22 protein-coding genes are annotated in these 19148 nt (G+C 72.9%); 14 read left to right on the forward strand and 8 right to left on the reverse strand.

Translation table 11 applies throughout. The features are described 5' to 3' along the window. The first annotated feature begins 222 nt into the window (after positions 1 to 222). Positions 223 to 651, forward strand: a complete 429-nt coding sequence (locus ACZ462_RS21120; RefSeq protein ID WP_467809720.1) for a hypothetical protein — start codon at positions 223 to 225, stop codon at positions 649 to 651. Positions 652 to 662: 11 nt separating this feature from the next. Here ACZ462_RS21120 and ACZ462_RS21125 read toward each other — a convergent pair whose 3' ends face one another. Further along, a complete protein-coding gene (locus ACZ462_RS21125) occupies positions 663 to 1343 on the reverse strand; it encodes a FadR/GntR family transcriptional regulator (RefSeq protein WP_467809722.1) in 681 nt (226 codons plus the stop codon). 69 nt (positions 1344 to 1412) lie between these two features. On the opposite strand from ACZ462_RS21125, the gene ACZ462_RS21130 reads away from it, so the two are divergent. From ACZ462_RS21130 to ACZ462_RS21145, 4 genes are all read left to right on the forward strand, one after another. Then, on the forward strand, positions 1413 to 2774 hold the full coding sequence (locus tag ACZ462_RS21130) for a CynX/NimT family MFS transporter (protein ID WP_467809723.1): 1362 nt from the start codon (positions 1413 to 1415) through the stop codon (positions 2772 to 2774). Between the two features lie 5 nt (positions 2775 to 2779). Then, positions 2780 to 2899 carry an SGM_5486 family transporter-associated protein gene (locus ACZ462_RS21135; RefSeq protein ID WP_467809724.1) on the forward strand — a complete coding sequence of 40 codons (120 nt, stop codon included), beginning with the start codon at positions 2780 to 2782 and terminating at the stop codon, positions 2897 to 2899. Positions 2900 to 3080: 181 nt separating this feature from the next. Continuing rightward, positions 3081 to 3284: a hypothetical protein gene (locus ACZ462_RS21140; RefSeq protein WP_467809725.1), complete on the forward strand. Its 204-nt coding sequence runs from the start codon at positions 3081 to 3083 to the stop codon at positions 3282 to 3284. 101 nt (positions 3285 to 3385) lie between these two features. Continuing rightward, positions 3386 to 3907, forward strand: a complete 522-nt coding sequence (locus tag ACZ462_RS21145) for a SixA phosphatase family protein (protein WP_467809726.1) — start codon at positions 3386 to 3388, stop codon at positions 3905 to 3907. 60 nt (positions 3908 to 3967) lie between these two features. On the opposite strand, the gene serB is transcribed toward ACZ462_RS21145, so the two are convergent. Beyond that, positions 3968 to 5167, reverse strand: a complete 1200-nt coding sequence (gene serB / locus ACZ462_RS21150; RefSeq protein WP_467809728.1) for a phosphoserine phosphatase SerB — start codon at positions 5165 to 5167, stop codon at positions 3968 to 3970. A gap of 474 nt (positions 5168 to 5641) precedes the next feature. Between serB and ACZ462_RS21155 the strand changes: the two genes are divergently transcribed. Further along, positions 5642 to 8179, forward strand: a complete 2538-nt coding sequence (locus ACZ462_RS21155) for an ABC transporter ATP-binding protein/permease (RefSeq protein WP_467809729.1) — start codon at positions 5642 to 5644, stop codon at positions 8177 to 8179. A 97-nt stretch (positions 8180 to 8276) separates the two neighbouring features. On the opposite strand, the gene ACZ462_RS21160 is transcribed toward ACZ462_RS21155, so the two are convergent. Beyond that, entirely contained in the window at positions 8277 to 8975 is a 699-nt protein-coding gene (locus ACZ462_RS21160; protein WP_467809730.1) for a transglycosylase SLT domain-containing protein, read from the reverse strand. Positions 8976 to 9451: 476 nt separating this feature from the next. Between ACZ462_RS21160 and ACZ462_RS21165 the strand changes: the two genes are divergently transcribed. The 3 genes from ACZ462_RS21165 to ACZ462_RS21175 all read left to right on the forward strand — a co-directional run bounded on the left by ACZ462_RS21165 (position 9452) and on the right by ACZ462_RS21175 (position 11622). Beyond that, positions 9452 to 10582 carry a GAF domain-containing sensor histidine kinase gene (locus tag ACZ462_RS21165; protein WP_467809731.1) on the forward strand — a complete coding sequence of 377 codons (1131 nt, stop codon included), beginning with the start codon at positions 9452 to 9454 and terminating at the stop codon, positions 10580 to 10582. Then, the gene (locus tag ACZ462_RS21170) at positions 10575 to 11222 is read left to right on the forward strand and encodes a response regulator (protein WP_467809733.1); all 648 of its coding nucleotides are present in this window, start codon (positions 10575 to 10577) and stop codon (positions 11220 to 11222) included. Before ACZ462_RS21165 ends, ACZ462_RS21170 begins: the two co-directional genes overlap by 8 nt. Positions 11223 to 11376: 154 nt before the next feature. Then, positions 11377 to 11622, forward strand: a complete 246-nt coding sequence (locus tag ACZ462_RS21175; protein WP_467809734.1) for a chaplin — start codon at positions 11377 to 11379, stop codon at positions 11620 to 11622. A gap of 72 nt (positions 11623 to 11694) precedes the next feature. Here ACZ462_RS21175 and ACZ462_RS21180 read toward each other — a convergent pair whose 3' ends face one another. After that, a complete protein-coding gene (locus tag ACZ462_RS21180) occupies positions 11695 to 12477 on the reverse strand; it encodes a hypothetical protein (RefSeq protein WP_467809735.1) in 783 nt (260 codons plus the stop codon). A 144-nt stretch (positions 12478 to 12621) separates the two neighbouring features. On the opposite strand from ACZ462_RS21180, the gene ACZ462_RS21185 reads away from it, so the two are divergent. From ACZ462_RS21185 to ACZ462_RS21200, 4 genes are all read left to right on the forward strand, one after another. Continuing rightward, entirely contained in the window at positions 12622 to 13416 is a 795-nt protein-coding gene (locus ACZ462_RS21185; RefSeq protein WP_189812603.1) for an ABC transporter ATP-binding protein, read from the forward strand. Positions 13417 to 13459: 43 nt separating this feature from the next. Beyond that, positions 13460 to 13888: an NfeD family protein gene (locus ACZ462_RS21190; protein WP_467809736.1), complete on the forward strand. Its 429-nt coding sequence runs from the start codon at positions 13460 to 13462 to the stop codon at positions 13886 to 13888. A gap of 99 nt (positions 13889 to 13987) precedes the next feature. Further along, a complete protein-coding gene (locus ACZ462_RS21195; RefSeq protein ID WP_467809738.1) occupies positions 13988 to 15013 on the forward strand; it encodes an SPFH domain-containing protein in 1026 nt (341 codons plus the stop codon). A gap of 107 nt (positions 15014 to 15120) precedes the next feature. Further along, positions 15121 to 15891: a sulfite exporter TauE/SafE family protein gene (locus tag ACZ462_RS21200; RefSeq protein WP_467809745.1), complete on the forward strand. Its 771-nt coding sequence runs from the start codon at positions 15121 to 15123 to the stop codon at positions 15889 to 15891. A gap of 62 nt (positions 15892 to 15953) precedes the next feature. Here the strand turns inward: ACZ462_RS21200 and ACZ462_RS21205 are convergent, their stop codons facing one another. The 3 genes from ACZ462_RS21205 to ACZ462_RS21215 form a co-directional block, all read right to left on the reverse strand. Continuing rightward, positions 15954 to 16457 (reverse strand): HNH endonuclease, encoded by a 504-nt coding sequence (locus ACZ462_RS21205; protein WP_467809740.1) that lies wholly within the window; start codon positions 16455 to 16457, stop codon positions 15954 to 15956. Between the two features lie 149 nt (positions 16458 to 16606). Beyond that, positions 16607 to 17140: a YbhB/YbcL family Raf kinase inhibitor-like protein gene (locus ACZ462_RS21210; protein ID WP_467809741.1), complete on the reverse strand. Its 534-nt coding sequence runs from the start codon at positions 17138 to 17140 to the stop codon at positions 16607 to 16609. A 56-nt stretch (positions 17141 to 17196) separates the two neighbouring features. After that, positions 17197 to 17979, reverse strand: a complete 783-nt coding sequence (locus tag ACZ462_RS21215) for a sporulation protein (protein WP_467809742.1) — start codon at positions 17977 to 17979, stop codon at positions 17197 to 17199. 103 nt (positions 17980 to 18082) lie between these two features. On the opposite strand from ACZ462_RS21215, the gene ACZ462_RS21220 reads away from it, so the two are divergent. Further along, a complete protein-coding gene (locus ACZ462_RS21220; protein WP_467809743.1) occupies positions 18083 to 18724 on the forward strand; it encodes a DNA-3-methyladenine glycosylase in 642 nt (213 codons plus the stop codon). 151 nt (positions 18725 to 18875) lie between these two features. Here the strand turns inward: ACZ462_RS21220 and ACZ462_RS21225 are convergent. Continuing rightward, a partial coding sequence (locus ACZ462_RS21225) for a hypothetical protein (protein ID WP_467882841.1) occupies positions 18876 to 19148 on the reverse strand: 273 nt, incomplete at its 5' end.

Raw genomic sequence — 19148 nt, forward strand, 5'->3', positions numbered from 1 at the left:
CCCTCCCCCCCCCCCCCCCCCCCCCCCCCCCCCCCCCCCCTCCCCCCCCCCCCCCCCCCCCCCCCCGCCGCCGTACGGGCGTACGGGCCCGTGGGCGGGGGTCGGCCGACGAACGCACGTACGCCCGCCGACCGGATCTCCCCGAGTCGAAAACCGGGACAGAACCCGGCAAACTGACCCGGCCGGGATCTTCCCGGTGTCCTGCGGGGAGGAGGTGCGGGCGTGCACACGAGACCGAGCCGGGCAGTGCTGCTGCTGGTCACCCCCGTGGCGCTGGCCGCCCTCCTCGTCCCCGGGACGGCCGCGCGGCCCGGCGGACCCCAGCCGGCGCCGGCCCCCGGCACGGCGGACACCGCCGTCGTCGACCTCGCCGAGATCCCCGTCGAACCGCCCGTCCGGCCCGCCTCGCCCCCCGCCGAGCTCTTCGGCGCCGACTGCGACACCGCCATCGAGGGCTCGCTGGTGACCGCGCGGTGCCACAACAGCTACCCGGAGACCGACCACCTGCGGCTCCACGTCGAATGCGACCGGTGGTGGGACCTCGACAGCGACAGTGCCGCCGTGCCGGTCGACCCGGCCGGCCGGGTCCGGCTCACGGGCCGCTGCTGGAAGGAGGTCCGCTCCGCCTGGATCACCCACGGACGGGCCTGACCGCCCGGCGGTCAGTGCTGTGGCCGGCCGCCCAGGCAGGCGAACGGGTACCCCGCCGCCTCCGCGGCCGCCGCGTCCCCGTCGCCCCGCCGGATCGCCTCGATCAGCCGCGCGTGGTCCAGGTGGGCCGACGGCTCCAGCACCGCCCCCACGTCCGTGCGCAGCCACTCCGCGACCAGGTCGCCGAGGTCCGCGTACAGCCCGGCGAGCACCTCGTTGTGCGAGGCGGCGACCACCGCCATGTGCAGGGCGACGTCCGCCGCGACGAACAGCCCGGCGTCCCCGCCCGCCCACGCCTCCTCGCGGCGCGCCAGCAGCGCGTCCAGCTGGGCCATGTCCCGGTCGGTGCGCCGCTCGGCCGCCAGCCGGGCCCCCGAGGCCTCCAGCGTCGAGCGGAGTTCCGCGACGTGCCGCGGGTCGGCCCCGGCGAAGCGGCGGTGCATCACCCCGGCCAGCTCGCTGGTGGCGAGGACGTACGTCCCCGAGCCCTGCCGGATGTCGAGGAGGCCGTTGTGCGCGAGGGCCCGGACGGCCTCGCGGACGGTGTTCCGGGCCACGCCGAGCAGCTCGACGAGCTCCGGCTCGGTGGGGATCCGGGAGCCGACCGGCCACTCGCCGGAGGTGATCTGGTTCCGGAGCTGGGCGATCACCTGATCGACCAGGGCGGATCGGCGGGGCGAGGTCAGCGGCATGCGGGCGGGGTCCCTTCGGTCCACTCCGGCGCGGGACAGTCAATCATCCCATGATTCTATGATGAGCCCATGCCCGACGACGACACCCGCACTCCCGACACCCACACCCCCGGCAGTCCGAACACCCTGGCCACCCTCGAGCGGCACCCGGCCCCGCCCGCCCAGCGCGGCACCCCCGCGCCCGGACCGGCCCCCTCCGCGCACGCCGCGGCAGCCGGCCCCGGCCGGCTCGGCCCCGGCCCCGTCCTCGTCCTCGGCATCGTCCTGGCCGCCCTCAACCTGCGCCCCGCCATCACCAGCCTCGGCGCCCTCTTCGAAGAGGCCCGCACCGGCCTCGGCATGAACGGCGCCGTCGCCGGACTGATCACCTCCGTCCCCGCCCTGTGCTTCGCCGTCTTCGGCATCACCGCGCCCCGCCTCTCCCGCCGCTTCGGCCCCGCCGCCGTCGTCTGCGCCGGCATGGCCGCCGTCGCCGCCGGACTGCTCATCCGCCCCTTCGCCCAGGGAGCCGCCGGATTCCTCGCCGCCAGCGCCCTGTCCCTGGCCGGCATCGCCCTGACGAACGTCCTGCTCCCCGTCATCGTCAAGCGCTGGTTCCCCGACCGCGTCGGCACCATGACCGGCCTGTACTCCATGGCCCTCGCCGTCGGCACCTCCCTCGCCGCCGCCGCGACCGTCCCGCTGACCTCCGCCCTCGGCGGCGACTGGCGCACCGGCCTGCTCGTCTGGTCGCTCCCCGCAGCCGCCGCCGTCCTGCCCTGGCTGCCGATCGCCGCCGCCGCGCGCCGCGACCGGCGCCGCTCCGCCGCCGGAAGCGGGGCGGCCGCACCGCAGACCGGCCCCTCCGTCGTCCGCAGCCGCACCGCCTGGGCCCTCGCCGGCTACTTCGGCCTCCAGGCCACCGGCGCCTACGTCACGATGGGCTGGCTGCCGCAGATCTTCCGCGACGCCGGGGTCTCCGCCGGCTCCGCCGGCGTCCTGCTCGCCGTCACCATGGTCATGGGCGTCCCGCTCGCCTTCGCCATCCCCGGCCTCGCCGGCCGCATGCGCCACCAGGGCGCCATCGCCGCGGTCCTCGGCGCGTTCGGCCTCGCCGGCTACGCCGGCCTCCACCTCGCCCCCGCCGCCGGAGCCTGGGCCTGGGCGCTCCTCCTCGGCCTCTCCAACTGCGCCTTCCCGCTCGCCATCACCATGATCGGCCTGCGTGCCAGGACCCCGGGCGGCGTCGTGCGGCTCTCCGCCTTCGCCCAGTGCACCGGCTACCTCCTGTCCCTGCCCGGCCCCCTCCTCATCGGCGCCCTCTACCAGCACAGCGGCGGCTGGGACCTGCCCCTGGCCGTGATGGCCGGCCTCCTCGTCCCGCAGATCGCCCTCGGCGTCCTCGCCGGCCGGGACCGCACCGTCGAGGCCGAATGCGCCGTGCGAGACTGAGCGGCATGGATCCCGTACTCGAACCCAACCCCCAGAACGGCCGCAAGATGCTCGGCATCGTCCTCGGAGCCATGCTCGGCATCACCGTGGTCATCGCCGTCATCGCCACCGTCGCCGCGCCCTGACCCGCCGCGGTGGGGCTGTCCCCACCATCCCCTAGGGGGCGGGGTTCAGGGTCGCCTCGGGTGCACCCCTGATGGGCGGCGCCCCTCCGAATCCGTAGATTCGAAGGAGCCAGCCCGTCCCACCCGCACACCACGGAGGCGGCCCATGTCGGCCCCCACCCGCACACCACGGAGGCGGCCCATGTCGGCCCCCACGCGCCCCACCGGACACCGCACCGCCCCCGGCGCCGACGCCCGGCTGCACTGGTGGGCGCTCGCCCTGCCCGCCCTCGCCTTCGGCCTGCTGCTCCTCCTCCTGGCCGGCTCCCGCGAGGCGCAGGCCTCCACCGGCGACACCCCCCACCTGCTCCAGGTCGGCCGCGAACTGATGCGCGCCGCCGGGTGACGACCCCCGTGCGCCCGCCCGGACCGCGGCGCGCCCCCCACCCGCACCCGAGCGGCGCGACACCCGGGCCCGCACGGCCCGATCCGTGGGAAGCTGGGCCCATGAGCGCCGACACACCCCGCAGGATCGCCCTCCTCCGGCACGCCAAGGCCGACTGGCCGGAGGTGTCCGACCACGAACGCCCCCTGGCGGAGCGCGGCCGCCACGAGGCACCGGCCGCCGGACTGAAGCTGGCCGAGACCGGCATCGCCTTCGACCTGGCCCTCTGCTCCACCGCCGTCCGCACTCGCGAGACATGGAAGCTCGCCGTCCAGGAACTGCCGCAGCGCCCCCGCACCGTCTACGAGGAAAGGCTGTACGACGCCTCGCTCGGCGAGCTCATCGCCCTCCTCAACGAGACGTCCGACGAGGTCTCCGACCTCCTCGTGATCGGGCACAACCCGGGCATGCACGCCCTCGCCGACGCCCTCGCCGGCCGCGCGGAGGGCGACGCCCTCGCCCGGATGGCCCGTACCGGCTTCCCCACAGCAGCGCTTGCCGTCGTCTCCTTCACCGGCTCGTGGAAGTCCGTCGAGCACGGCGTCGGCACGCTGCTGGACTTCTGGACCCCCAAGGACCGCTGACCCCGGAAGGCACGGAAGGGCCCCGGCGGCCGACCGCCGGGGCCCCGCGCCCGTCTTCCGTCAGGTGAGGCCCGCGGCCTCGACCTCCTCGCGGGTGATGCCGAGCAGGTACAGCACCGTGTCGAGGAACGGCACGTTCACCGCGGTGTGCGCGGCCTCGCGGACCACCGGCTTGGCGTTGAACGCCACCCCCAGCCCGGCCGCGTTCAGCATGTCCAGATCGTTCGCGCCGTCACCCACGGCCACCGTCTGCGACAGCGGCACTCCGGCCTCCTCGGCGAAGCGGCGCAGCAGCCGCGCCTTGCCCGCCCGGTCCACGATCTCGCCCGTCACCCGGCCCGTCAGCCGGCCGTCGACGATCTCCAGTGTGTTGGCGGAGGCGAAGTCCAGCCCCAGCCGCTCCTTGAGGTCGTCCGTCACCTGCGTGAACCCGCCGGAGACCACGCCCACCTGGTAGCCCAGCTGCTTCAGCGTGCGGATCAGCGTCCTGGCACCCGGCGTCAGCCGCACCTCCGCGCGCACCTTCTCCACGACCGAGGCGTCGAGCCCCGCCAGCAGCGCCACCCGGGCGTGCAGCGACTGCTCGAAGTCCAGCTCGCCGCGCATGGCCCGCTCGGTCACCTCGGCGACCTCGGCCTCGCAGCCCGCGTGCGCCGCGAACAGCTCGATGACCTCGTCCTGGATCAGCGTGGAGTCCACGTCCATCACCACCAGGCGCTGCGCCCGGCGGTGCAGGCCGGCCGAGACCACTGCCACGTCGACCCCGATGTGCGCGGCGGCCGTGGCCAGGGCGGTGCGCAGCGGCTCGGTCGCGCAGCCGGACACCGCGAACTCGACGGCCGTGACCGGGTACTTCGCGAGCCGGAAAATACGGTCGATGTTGCCGCCGGTGGCGGTGATCCGGGCCGCTATGGCGGCCGTCGACTCGGCGGTAAGCGGGTGACCGAGCACGGTGACATGGGAGCGGCCGCTGCCGCGCGGCAGGTTGTCGCCGGTGCCGGAGAGGATCTCCGCCTGCATCTTGAGGGACTCGGCCCAGCTGTGGACGGTGGCCCGCAGCTCGCCCTCCGTCCCGCCGGCGGGCATGGTGACGAGGGCGCACAGGACGATGCGGCCGCGGGTGACGACCTGCTCGATGTCGACCACGTCGACGGAGTACGCGGCGAGGGTGTCGAACAGCCCGGCGGTGATCCCGGGACGGTCCTTGCCGAAGATCTTGACGAGGAGGGTGGGGACCTCGGAGGTCTGCGAAGCGCTCATGGTGCTCTCACCGTATCTTCCCGCCCGGCGCGGGTGGACCCCCGTCCCACCCACCGGGACCCCTTTCCCCCGGTCAGCGCGCCGGGCGGGTGGCCCGCGGGTGAACGGCGGGCGACGCGCCGGTCCGCGCCGAGGGGAGGCCGCCGCGCCCCGCGGCGCTCCGGAGTGTCACGGTTCACCAACGAAACGGGGCCGCGCGGCGCCCCCGCCGGGCCCCCGCGGGCCGGGAAGCGCCCCTTCCGGGCGGGCCCGGGGGCCCCGTACGGGCCGGGCGCGGGGGCAGGGAGTCCCGTATGGCCCGCTGCGGGTGCTTTGCCCGGCCGGCGGGCCGGGCCGGGGCCCTGACGGGGCCTCGATTCCACATGTCGGCCGCAGCCTGAAATAGTTCCCCAGGATGTTAGCCATCCCTAGACTCCCTGCCGTCGGACTCCCTGACGGCCAGGGAGATTCTCGGGGGACCTAAGTGGGGCTGGAGTGCCGGAACTCGTACTGGAATTGAACGGAAGGACCTGGACGCTGGACCCGTCCAGGTCGTACTCCCTGGGGCGTGACCCCCAGGGCGACGTGGTGGTCGACGACGCGCGCGTGTCCTGGCGGCACGCCACCATCGCGTGGAACGGACGGGGTTGGGGCCTGGAAGACCACGGCAGCACCAACGGCACGTACGTGCACGGTGCGCGGGTCCAGCACACCGAGCTCGTGCCCGGCACGCCGGTCCACCTCGGCAACGCCACCGACGGCCCGCGGCTGAACCTCAGCGCCGCCGGCGCGCCGCAGCAGGCCGTGCCGCAGCAGCAGGCGCCGGCCTACCAGGCCCCGGCCCCCGCGTACCAGGCCCCGGCCCAGGCGCAGGCGGCCCCGGCCTACCAGGCGCCCGCCCCGCAGCAGCCGCAGCCGCAGGCCCAGGGCTGGCCGCAGCAGCAGGCCCCGGCCCAGCAGCCGCACTTCCCGCACCAGCAGGGCGGCGGCGCGGCCCCCGCCCAGGGCGCCGCATCCGGCTACGGCGGCGACCGCAGCCCGACGACGTTCCACCAGATCGCCGTCGGGCGCGTCATGCGCATCGGCCGCGCCCTGGAGAACGAGCTCGTGGTCTCCGACCTCCAGGTCTCGCGCCACCACGCGGAGTTCCGCTCCACCGGCGGCCGCTTCGAGATCCACGACCTCGGCAGCCACAACGGCACCTACGTCAACGGCCAGGCGCTGCCGAAGTCCGGCTCCGTGCTGCTCGGCCCGAACGACATCGTCGGCGTCGGCCACTCCACGTTCCGGATCGTCGGCGACCGGCTGGAGGAGTTCGTCGACTCCGGTGACGTCTCCTTCTCGGCCCGCCACCTGACCGTCACCGTCGACGGCGGCAAGCAGATCCTCAAGGACGTCACCTTCGGCGTCCCGGAGAAGTCGCTCATCGGCGTCATCGGCCCCTCCGGCTCCGGCAAGTCGACCCTGCTGAAGGCGCTCACCGGCTACCGGCCCGCCGACCAGGGCGACGTCCTCTACGACAACCGCAACCTGTACAAGCAGTTCGCGGAGCTCCGCCAGCGCATCGGCCTGGTCCCGCAGGACGACATCCTGCACAAGGAGCTGCGGGTCTCCACCGCCCTGAAGTACGCGGCCAAGCTCCGCTTCCCCGGCGACACCGCGGAGTCCGAGCGCGCCGCCCGCATCGACGAGGTCCTGCGCGAGCTCAAGCTCGACATCCACAAGGACAAGAAGATCACCGCGCTCTCCGGCGGCCAGCGCAAGCGCGTGTCCGTGGCCCTGGAGCTGCTGACCAAGCCCTCGCTGATCTTCCTGGACGAGCCGACCTCCGGCCTGGACCCGGGCATGGACCGCGACGTCATGCAGCTGCTGCGCGGCCTCGCCGACGACGGCCGCACCGTGCTCGTCGTCACGCACTCCGTCGCCGAGCTGTCGCTGTGCGACAAGCTGCTGGTCATGGCCCCGGGCGGCTCGGTCGCCTACTTCGGCCCGCCGGACGAGGCGCTGAACTTCTTCGGCTACAGCACCTGGGCCGACGTCTTCTCCGCGTTCGAGAACTACCGCGACTACGACTGGGCCGGCCGCTGGAAGGGCTCGCAGCACTACCAGCTGTACGCCGCCGACCTCGACGCGGTCGCCCCGCAGTCGGTCACCATGCCCCCGCAGCAGATGATCCCGCCCAAGCCGCAGGCCTGGGGGTCGCAGCTGTGGACGCTGATCCGCCGCTACCTGTCGGTGATCGCCTCGGACAAGGGCTTCATGGCGCTCATGGTCGCCCTGCCCGCGGTCCTCGGCATCGTCTCCACGGTGATCCCGGCGAAGTTCGGCCTCGCCCCGCCGACTCCGCCGAGCCGGTTCAACGGCGACGCCGGCACGATCATGCTGATCCTCGCGGTCGGCATGTGCTTCTCCGGAGCCGCCAACTCGGTCCGTGAGCTGATCAAGGAACGGGTCATCTACGAGCGCGAACGCGCCACCGGCCTGTCCCGCTCGGCGTACCTGATGTCGAAGGTGATGGTCCTCGGCGCCATCACCGCGATACAGGGCGTGATCATCTGCGCCATCGGCTTCACTCCGCGCGAGCTCCCCGCCGAGGGCCTGTTCATGTCGCCCGCCGCCGAACTGTGCATCTCGGTGATCGCGCTCGGCTTCACCTCGATGATGTTCGGCCTGGTCATCTCCGCGCTGGTGAAGACCGCCGAGAAGACCATGCCCCTGCTGGTCATGTTCGCCATCGTCCAGGTCGTCTTCACGGGCATCCTGTTCCAGATCTACGACAAGCCCGGCCTGGAGCAGTTCGCCTGGCTGATGCCCTCCCGCTGGGCCATCGCCGCCGCCGGCACCACGCTCAACCTCGGCAAGCTGATGGCGCCCTGGGACATCGAGCACCCGGAGAACACCGACCCGCTGTGGGACCCCACCATCGGGCAGTGGACCCTGGACGTCTTCGTCCTCGTCGCGCTCGGCGTGGCCTGCGGCTTCGCCGTGCAGCGCCTGCTGCGCCGCCACGAGCCGGAGGTCATGCGCAACTAGCGCGCGGCTCCCGCACGAGAAACGCCGAAGGGCGGCACCCGGTTTCCGGGTGCCGCCCTTCGGCGCGAGACGAGGCTGCCGTGCCGTCCGTGTCGGATCAGTACGCGCTGTTGACGTTGTCGATCGTGCCGTAGCGGTCGGCCGCGTAGTTGCAGGCGGCGACGATGTTGGCGACCGGGTCGTACTGGTCGAACTTGGTGCCGGGCACGTGGTAGGCCTTGAAGGTCGGGTAGATGACCTGGAGCAGGCCCTTGGACGGGACGCCGTTCTTGGCGTTGATGTCCCAGTTGTTGATGGCGAGCGGGTTGCCCGAGGACTCGCGCATCACGTTCTTGTGAATGCCCGCGTAGGTGCCCGGGATGCCCTCCTTCTTCATGATGAAGAGGGCTTCCTTGATCCAGCCGTCCAGGTTGTTCGCGAAGACGGGGGTGCGGGCGGCGGCGCGGCTGGCGGCCGCCTTGGCCTCGCGGGCCTTCTTCGCCTTCGCCTCGGCCTCGGCCTTCGCCTTCGCCGCCGCGTCCGCCTTGGCCTTGGCCGCGGCGGCGGCCTGCTGGGCGGCCTTGGTGGCGACGGCCTGCTGCGCGGCCAGGTTCGCCTGCACGGTCTGCGCCTGGGCGGTGCCCACGACCTGCGTCCACGCCGCGGGGACGGCGGCGGCCTCGGCCTGGCCGGTGTTCCCGGCACCGCCGGGGACCAGGGTGGCGGCGAGGGCGGCGGCGCCGAGGGCGGCGACGGTGGCGAAGGACCTCTTGTGGGCCTTCGTCAGACGACGGCCGGGGATGTTGATCTCGGACATGCGTGGACAACCTCTTCGAATCGCGGGAGCCGCAGGAGGGCGCCCCGCGGATCGGGGAGATCCGCGGCGCCGTGCGACGGAGGCAATTCTTAGCGGCGGCAAAATCCTGTGGCAAAGGTGTGACGTACGATCCCGCTTAGTGGATCACGGGCCCGGTCCGAGCCCGGAATTCTGTCGCCCACGCCGCCTGGAACAGCACTGATGTCGCCTTTGCCCGTCCACTACGCTCCTTCGTAAGTGACCTGGGTCCTATGCGCGGGCTCACATCAGGCACGTAACAGTCTCACCATGCGTTGCCAACGCAATGCAATGCGTGACCGGTGTGCGACTCCAGGAGGACCCCCGCCGCGCCGGCCCTCCTCCCGCAGGCGGAGGAACACCCCCGCCGGCCGCACCCCCAGCCCCGCCCGCTCCGGCCGCAGCACTAGGTCCCGCGCCCGATCCCGCAGGTCACGGCCCCGAGTACGGTGATCTCCATGGACCACGGACCCCGCAGCGGCCTCGCCGCCGTCAGCACCGCACTGCTCGCCATGAGCCGGCGGCTGGAGGTACGCGACGTCCTGCGCACGATCGTCGTCGAGGCCCGCACCCTCCTCGGCGCCCGCTACGCCGCCCTCGGCGTCCCCGACGACCACGGCGGCTTCGCCCAGTTCGTCGTCGACGGCATCAGCGAGGAGCAATGGCGCCGCATCGGCCCCCTGCCCCGCCAGCACGGCATCCTCGCCGCGATGCTCCACCAGGACGGCGCCCAGCGCCTCGCCGACGTCCGCGAGGACCCCCGCTTCGAGGGCTGGCCCGCCGCCCACCCCGAGATGTCCGACTTCCTCGGCCGCCCCATCCGCGACGGGGAGGAGACCCTCGGCGCGCTCTTCCTCGCCGACAAGCACGCCCCCGGCGGGTTCACCGAGGAGGACGAGGAACTCCTCGGGCTCCTCGCCCAGCACGCCGCCATCGCCCTCACCAACGCCCGCCTGTACGAGCGCAGCCGCGAGCTGACCATCGCCGAGGAGCGCTCCCGCCTCGCCCACGAGCTGCACGACGCCGTCAGCCAGAAGCTCTTCTCCCTCCGCCTGACCGCCCAGGCCGCCGCCGCCCTCGTCGACCGCGACCCGGCCCGCGCCAAGGACGAGCTCCACCAGGTCGCCGCCCTCGCCGCCGAGGCCGCCGACGAGCTGCGCGCCGCCGTGACAGAGCTGCGCCCCGCCGGCCTCGACGAGGACGGCCTGGCCGCCACCCTCCGCGGCCACGTCCGCGTCCTCGACCGCGCGCACGCCGCCCGCGTCACCTTCGCCTGCGACGGCGTCCGCGCCCTGCCGGCCGCCCAGGAGGAGGCCCTCCTCCGCGTCGCCCAGGAAGCCCTCCACAACGCCCTGCGCCACTCCGGCGCCGACCGCGTCGACGTCGTGCTCGCCCGGCGCGGCAAGGGCGCGGTCCTCACCGTCGCCGACAACGGCAGCGGCTTCGACCCCGCGGCCGTCCGCGCGGCCGGCCGCCATCTCGGCCTGGTCTCCATGCGGGACCGGGCGGCCGGCGCCGGCGGCCGCCTCACCGTGCACTCGGAGCCCGCCGCGGGCACCACGATCGAGATGGAGGTACCCGGTGGCTGAGACGCCCGGCCGGATCCGCGTCCTGCTCGTCGACGACCACCAGGTCGTCCGGCGCGGCCTGCGCACCTTCCTGGAGGTCCAGGACGACATCGAGGTCGTCGGCGAGGCCGCCGACGGCGACGAGGGCGCCGCCCGCGCCGAGGAGCTGCGGCCCGACGTCATCCTGATGGACATCACGATGCCAGGCACCGACGGCATCGAGGCCCTGCGCAGGCTCCGCGCCGCCGACAACCCCGCCCGCGTCCTCGTCGTCACCAGCTTCACCGAGCGGCGGACGGTCGTCCCGGCCCTGCGCGCCGGCGCCGCCGGGTACGTCTACAAGGACATCGACCCGGACGCGCTGGCCGCGGCCATCCGCTCCGTCCGCGCCGGGCACGTGCTGCTCCAGCCGGAGGTGGCCGAGGCGCTGCTGTCCCAGGAGGACCAGCCGGCGGCCGGGCGCGGCGGCTCACTGACCGAGCGGGAGCAGGAGGTCCTCGGCCTCATCGCGGACGGCCGCTCCAACCGGGAGATCGCGCGGGCGCTCGTCCTGTCGGAGAAGACGGTCAAGACGCACGTCTCGAACATCCTCATGAAGCTGGACCTCGCCGACCGCACCCAGGCGGCGCTCTGGGCCGTCCGGCACGGCGCGGCCGGCTGAGGGGGCGGGCGGCCGCCGGGCCGTCGGTCTTCCGTTCCGAATGTCATACCGTCGGGTGCATGTCGCCCACACGGCGTATCCCGAGCGGCGCGGGACCGTTCTCCAGGGCGTGCCGGAGCGCCGGCCCCGGCAGACGTACGGAGGACGAGGACACATGAAGAACACCAAGAAGGCCACCGCCGCCGCCCTGATCGCGGGCGGCCTCCTCGCCGCGGGGGCGGGCGCCGCCTCCGCCCACGGCGGCGCGTGGGCCTCCGGCGAGGCCGCGGCCTCGCCCGGCGTCGCCTCCGGGAACCTCGGCCAGGTCCCGGTGCACGTCCCCGTGAACGCCGTCGGCAACGCCGTCACCGCGGTCGGCCTGCTGAACGGCGCCTGGGGGAACACCGGCACCAACGGCTGACCCGCCGCCCCCCGCCGCCGGCCCCGCCTCCTCCCTCTCCCCGGAGGCGGGGCCGTGCCGCGCCCCCGGGGCTCAGCCCCGCTCCCGCTCCTCCACCGCCGCGTTGTACGCCGCCACCAGCGCCCGCCGCGCCACCCGCTCCACCGGCCGCAGCGCCTCCGCCCGCGCCGCCATCTCCGACGCCGCCACCGCACCGCCGTGCCCGCGCTCGTACGCCAGCGCCACCAGCAGGTCCACCCGCTGCGCCAGCGCCAGCACCCGCACCGCCCGCGCCGGATACCCGGGGGCCAGCGCCTCCCGCCCGGCCTCCGCCCGCGCCCGGTACGCCGACACCGCGGCCTCCGCCGCCGGACCCGAGGCCGCCACGTCCAGCCGCGTCAGCACCGCGGTCGCCTCGCGCACCGCCTCCGCCAGCTCCCGCTCCGCCTCGCCCAGCGACGGCACGTCCGCCGGGGGCGCCTCCCGCACGGGCAGGCACCGCCACACCACCCCGACATGCACGTCCCCCGCCGGCCCGGCCTCGTCCACCTCCGGGACCAGCCCCAGCGCCGCCCCCACGGCGACCACCGCCTCCCCGGCCTCCAGCGCCCGGGCGTTGAACTCCGGCGGCCCGCTCAGCCCCAGTGGATGCCCCGGCGCGGGCAGCGCCACCCGCAGCCCCGTCACCCCCAGGGCGCGCATCCGCCCCAGCGCCAGCGTCAGCCCCACCGGACCCGCCTCACCCGGCAGCCCCGCCACCCGGTGCACGGCGTCCCCGCCCACGATCGACGACGCGGCCTCGTCGGGCGAGACCAGACCGGCCAGCAGCGCGTTCCCCCAGGCGGCCAGCCGCCCTGAACGTGGTTCGAAAAGCATCCCCCCACTCTACGGACCGGCCCGCGACCGCCCCGGCAGCCGGGCTGGCGCCCGGAGCCCGCCCCGAGTGGCGTAGGTTTTCCCCTGGGGCTGCGCACACCGGCGCACAGACGAACCGAGACCTCAAGGGGAGACAACGCGCTCATGAGCGATGTACTGGAGCTTCAGGACGTATCCGTGGTCCGCGAGGGCCGGGCTCTGGTGGACCAGGTCTCCTGGTCGGTGAAGGAAGGGGAGCGCTGGGTCATCCTCGGCCCCAACGGCGCCGGTAAGACCACCCTGCTCAACATCGCGTCCAGCTACCTCTTCCCCACCAAGGGCACCGCCACCATCCTCGGCAGCACCCTCGGCAAGGTCGACGTCTTCGAGCTGCGCCCCCGCATCGGCATCGCCGGCATCGCGATGGCCGACAAGCTCCCCAAGCGCCAGACCGTCCTCCAGACCGTCCTGACCGCCGCGTACGGCATGACGGCGACCTGGCAGGAGGAGTACGAGGAGGTCGACGAGCAGCGCGCCCGCGCCTTCCTCGACCGCCTCGGCATGACCGACTACCTCGACCGGAAGTTCGGCACCCTCTCCGAGGGCGAGCGCAAGCGCACCCTCATCGCCCGCGCCCTGATGACCGACCCCGAGCTCCTCCTCCTCGACGAGCCCGCCGCCGGCCTCGACCTCGGCGGCCGCGAGGACCTCGTACGCCGCCTCGGCCGCCTGGCCCGCGACCCGCTCGCGCCCTCCATGGCCATGGTCACCCACCACGTCGAGGAGATCGCCCCGGGCTTCACCCACGTCCTGATGATCCGTCAGGGCAAGGTCGTCACCGCCGGCCCCATCGACCTCGAACTCACCTCCCGCAACCTGTCCCTCTGCTTCGGGCTCCCGCTCGTCGTCGAGCGCACCGAGCACGACCGCTGGACCGCCCAGGGCCTGCCCCTGCGCTGACCGCACCCTGTCCCGACCGCGCCACCCGACCTACCATGAACCCGTGGACATCGACGCATGGGTGTGGTGGCTCATCGGCGCGGTCGGACTGGGCATTCCGCTCGTCCTGACCGCGATGCCCGAGTTCGGCATGTTCGCGGTAGGGGCGCTCGCGGCCTCCGTCACCGCGGCACTCGGCGGCGGCATCGTCGCCCAGGTCCTCGTCTTCGTCGTCGTGTCGGTCGCGCTCACCGCCGTCGTCCGCTCGATCGCGAACCGCGGCCGCGACCAGCGCCCCCAACACCGCAGCGGAATCGACGCGTTGAAGGGCAGAACGGCCGTCGTCGTCGAACGCGTCGACGGCAGCGGGGGACGCGTCAAGCTCGCGGGCGAGATCTGGTCCGCCCGCGCCCTCGACGCCGACACGGCCTACGAACCCGGCAGCCAGGTGGACGTGGTCGACATCGACGGCGCAACAGCCGTCGTGATGTGAGCACTTGAGCCAAGCAGCCGACCCGCGGCCCCGGGGTCTGCGAGACTCCGAACGCATCAACGGGGCAGCACAGACAGCCGGAAGGGCACGGGGAACCGCATGCAACCGATCATCATCGTCCTGATCATCCTGGTGGTTCTGGTCTTCATCGCCCTGGTCAAGACGATCCAGGTGATCCCGCAGGCCAGCGCAGCCATCGTCGAGCGGTTCGGCCGCTACACCCGCACCCTCAACGCGGGCCTCAACATCGTCGTCCCCTTCATCGACTCCATCCGCAACCGCATCGACCTCCGCGAGCAGGTCGTGCCGTTCCCGCCCCAGCCGGTCATCACCCAGGACAACCTGGTCGTCAACATCGACACCGTCATCTACTACCAGGTGACCGACGCCCGCGCCGCGACGTACGAGGTCGCCAGCTACATCCAGGCCATCGAGCAGCTGACCGTCACCACGCTGCGCAACATCATCGGCGGCATGGACCTGGAGCGGACGCTCACCTCCCGCGAGGAGATCAACGCGGCCCTCCGCGGCGTCCTGGACGAGGCCACCGGCAAGTGGGGCATCCGCGTCAACCGCGTCGAGCTCAAGGCCATCGAACCGCCCACGTCCATCCAGGACTCGATGGAGAAGCAGATGCGCGCCGACCGCGACAAGCGCGCCGCGATCCTCCAGGCCGAGGGCGTCCGCCAGTCCGAGATCCTGCGCGCCGAGGGCGAGAAGCAGTCCTCCATCCTCCGCGCCGAGGGCGAGGCCAAGGCCGCCGCCCTGCGCGCCGAGGGCGAGGCCCAGGCCATCCGCACCGTCTTCGAGTCCATCCACGCCGGCGACGCCGACCAGAAGCTCCTCGCCTACCAGTACCTCCAGATGCTCCCGAAGCTCGCCGAAGGCGACGCCAACAAGCTGTGGATCGTCCCCAGCGAGATCGGCGACGCCCTCAAGGGCCTCTCCGGAGCCATGGGCAACTTCGGCCCCATGGGCGGCGGCGGCTCCGGCTTCAACCCGCTCAACTCCGCCAAGTCCGGCGCGAACAACGGCAGCAACGGCAGCAACGGCAACGGCGGCCACACCGCCAACGGGAACGGCACCAACGGCACCGAACGCCGCGAGCAGCCCCCCATCGACTGACCCGCACACCCACCGGGCCATCCCCTCCTGCATGATCAAGGAGGCCCCTCGACCTCAACGGCGGGGAGGCGTCCACCTATGCAAAGGAGATGGCCCGGTCCATGTCCATGTCCGTCTGGGAATCGCTCGCGGTCTTCGCCGCCGGAATCGGCGCAGGCACCATCAACACGATCGTCGGCTCCGGCACCCTCATCACCTTCCCCGTGCTGCTCGCCACGGGCCTCCCGCCCGTCACGGCGAACGTCTCCAACACCCTCGGCCTGGTGCCCGGCTCCCTCAGCGGAGCCTTCGGCTACCGCCGGGAACTCCGCGGGCAGCGCGCCCGCGTCCTGCGCCTCGGCGCCGTCTCCGCCGTCGGCGGCCTCGCCGGAGCCGTCCTGCTCCTCATGCTGCCTTCGGAGTCCTTCGACACGATCGTGCCCGTCCTCATCGGGCTCGCCCTCGTCCTCGTCGTCCTCCAGCCCCGCCTCGCGGCCGCCCTCCGCAGGCGCAGGGAAGCCGCCGGCGCGGACACGGCACACCCCGACGGCGGCCCGGCCCTCGCCGGCGGCATGCTGCTCGCCAGCGCGTACGGCGGCTACTTCGGCGCCGCCCAGGGCGTCCTCTACCTGGGCCTGATGGGGCTCCTGCTCCGCGAGGACCTCCAGCGCATCAACGCCGTCAAGAACGTCATCGCCGCCATCGTCAACGGCATCGCCGCGGTCTTCTTCCTCTTCGTCGCCGAGTTCGACTGGACGGCCGTCCTCCTCATCGCCGCCGGCTCCACCCTCGGCGGCCAGATCGGCGCGAAGGTCGGCCGCAGGCTGCCGCCCACCGTGCTCCGCGGCGTCATCGTCGCCGTCGGCACCGTCGCCATCGTCCAGATGCTGCTGCGCTGACCGCGCCGCACCCCGGACACGCCGGAGGCCCGCCCCCTCGGGGGACGGGCCTCCATCCGCTCCTACGCCGTACTGCCCAGCCACTCCGGCAGCGCCTGCCGGCCGCCCACCCCCAGCGCCAGCAGCATCGCGTCCGCCGGGGACGGCACGAACGGCTCGCGCAGCAGGGGCATCCCCGCCTCGTCCGGCGTCCGGTCGGCCTTGCGGTGGTTGTCCTCGGCGCACGACGCCACCGTGTTCAGCCAGGTGTCCCCGCCGCCCTGCGCCCGCGGCACCACGTGGTCCACGGTCGTGGCCCGCTTCCCGCAGTACGCGCACCGGTGCTGGTCCCGCACCAGCACCCCCCGCCGGGACCACGGCGCGTGTCTTCGGAACGGCACCCGCACGTACCGGCACAACCTGATCACCCGCGGCATCGGCAGGTCCACGGCGGCCGCGCGCACACGCAGTTCCGGATGCGACTGCTCGACCACTGCCTTGTCCTGGAGCACCAGCACGACGGCCCGGTTCAGGGTCACCGTCGACAGCGGCTCGAAGCTCGCATTCAGCACCAGCGTGTCCCGCATCTCGCCCACCTCCCGTGCGCAGGCCCGCGTCCACCCTGGCTGCAGGGCCCGCAACCACTCTGGCTGCGCGCGCCACGCGGGACAACGCATTAAAAATGCCCGGTCCCGGCCTACTTCAGACCAGGACCGGGCCAACAGGAGGCGAACGATCAGCCCGCCGGCGCCTCGTACTCACCGATGAGGTGGGCACGCCCCAGCGTGTGGAACCGCAGGTTGAACCCGACCGCGGCGGGCGAGGCGTCCGGGCCGGGGCCCAGCTTCTCTCGGTCCACCGCGTACACGGTGAACACGTACCGGTGGCGCTCGCCGGCCGGCGGCGCCGCCCCGCCGAAGTCCCGCGTCCCGTAGTCGTTGCGGACGTGCACGGCCCCCTCCGGCAGCCCCTCGAACTTCCCGCCGCCGGCGCCGGCCGGCAGCTCGGTCACGGTGGCGGGCAGGTCGAAGAGGACCCAGTGCCAGAACCCGCTGCCCGTCGGTGCGTCCGGGTCGAAGCACGTCACGGCGAAGCTCTTCGTCCCCTCGGGGAACCCCTCCCACCGCAGGTGGGGAGAGACGTTCCCGCCCTCCAGGACCTGGCCGCCGGCCAGCTCCCCGCCGTGCCGGAGATCGTCGCTCACCACCGTGAACGAGGCGACTTCCGGGTGGAAGGCGTGGGGGAGGGGAGCCCTGTTCTGCTCGGCCACTGCTGAACCTCCTGATCGCGGACCGGTGCCGGACCGCCCCGGCACCGGCTCCGAGCCTAGAACCAGTTGCGCTGCGAACCGACCGAAGCGATCCACTCGTTGAGGTACGCCGCCCAATCGGTCTGCTGGTACGACTGCAGCCCCACCCGGAAGCAGCGGTAGGTGTCGCTGCCCTCGGAGAACAGGCCGGCCTTCTTGTCCATCTCCAGGACGACGTCCATCTCGGCGCCGTCGGCGATGAAGGTCAGCTCGACCTGGTTCAGGCCCCGGTACTGCGCCGGCGGCAGGAACTCGATCTCCTGGTAGAAGGGCAGCGTCTGCCGCGTGCCGCGGATGTGCCCGCGCTCCATGTCCGCGCTGCGGAAGGTGAAGCCCAGTCGGCGGAACCCGTCCAGGACGGCCTGCTGCGCCGGCAGCGGGTGCACGTTGATCGGGTCGAGGTCGCCCGCGTCCACGGCGCGCGCGATCTCCAGCTCGGTGCTGACGCCGATGTTCATCCCGTGCAGGTGGTGGCCCTCGAAGTGGGTGATCGGGGTCTCCCACGGGATCTCCAGCCCGAACGGCACGACGTGCTGGGCGCCCGCCTGCACCTTGAAGGCACCGCCGAGGCGCTGCTTGGTGAAGACGATGTCCTGCTTGTACTCCTGGTCGCCGCCCTCGACCTCGACCTTCGCCTGCAGACCGACCGACAGGCCCTCGATCTGCTGCTCCACGGAACCGCCCTGGATGCGGACCTCGCCCTGCACGATGCCGCCGGGCACGACGTTCGGCTCGGTGATGACCGTGTCGACGGACGCACCACCGGCGCCCAGTGCGGCGAACAGCTTCTTGAACCCCATGATCTGCTCCGACTCCCCTTGAAAGACGTGTGCGACTAACCCCTACCAACGCGGAACCCTAGGCGCCGGTTGCAGGGGCGCGCGCTCCAGTACCCTCGACTGGATGAGCGCGCGCCCCGACCGTACGCCCCTGCCCCGATCCTTCTTCGACCGACCGGTCCTCACCGTGGCCCCGGACCTCCTCGGCCGGATCCTGGTCCGCCGAACCGAGGAAGGGCCGATCGAACTCCGCATCACGGAGGTGGAGGCCTACGAGGGCGAGTCCGACCCCGGCTCCCACGCCTACCGCGGCCGCACCGCGCGCAACGCGTCCATGTTCGGGCCGCCCGGACACGCGTACGTCTACTTCATCTATGGCATGTGGTTCAGCCTGAACCTGGTGTGCGGTCCGAAGGACCACGCGAGCGGTGTCCTGCTGAGGGCCGGGGAGATCACGGAGGGCGCCGAGCTCGCCCGCAAACGTCGACTCTCGGCCAAAAACGACAAGGAACTCGCCAAGGGTCCGGCCCGCCTGGCGACGGCCCTCGCCGTGGACCGTTCCCTGGACGGCACGGACCTGTGCGCCGGCCTCGGCTCGCCGCTGTCCCTGCTGACGGGCGCCTCCGTCGCATCGGCCCAGGTCGGAAACGGCCCACGCACCGGCGTGGGCGGCGCGGGGGCTGCCCACCCGTACCGGTACTGGATCGACGGCGACCCCACGGTCAGCCCGTACCGGGCCCACGCGCCGCGCCGCCGCTCGACTTGACTCGGCTCCTGCAGACGCCTAACGTAGCCCGAGCCGTAGGAACAGGCAGCTGTCACCGACAGCCCCTGGGAGGCGGCCCAAAACACCACCGAGCACTTGTCCCTGGCGGGGTCGCATTCGGCATGTCCGTATTCGATTTCCGACAGCTCGATTATGAGTTGCGGGGAGCGAGCGCTAAAGTGGTGGAACGCCGAAAGGCAAAGGCCCCCAACGGCCTCGGATCGAAAAGCCGGACCGGAAACGGAACGGAAATCGGTCTGGTAAGGTTGGAAACGAAGAACGAAAGCCCGGAGGAAAGCCCCCAGTAAGCGTTACTGCGGGTGAGTACAAAGGAAGCGTCCGTTCCTTGAGAACTCAACAGCGTGCCAAAAATCAACGCCAGAAGTTGATACCCCGTCCACTCCGGTGGATGAGGTTCCTTTGA

Source organism: Streptomyces sp. NPDC031121 (assembly GCF_055570615.1).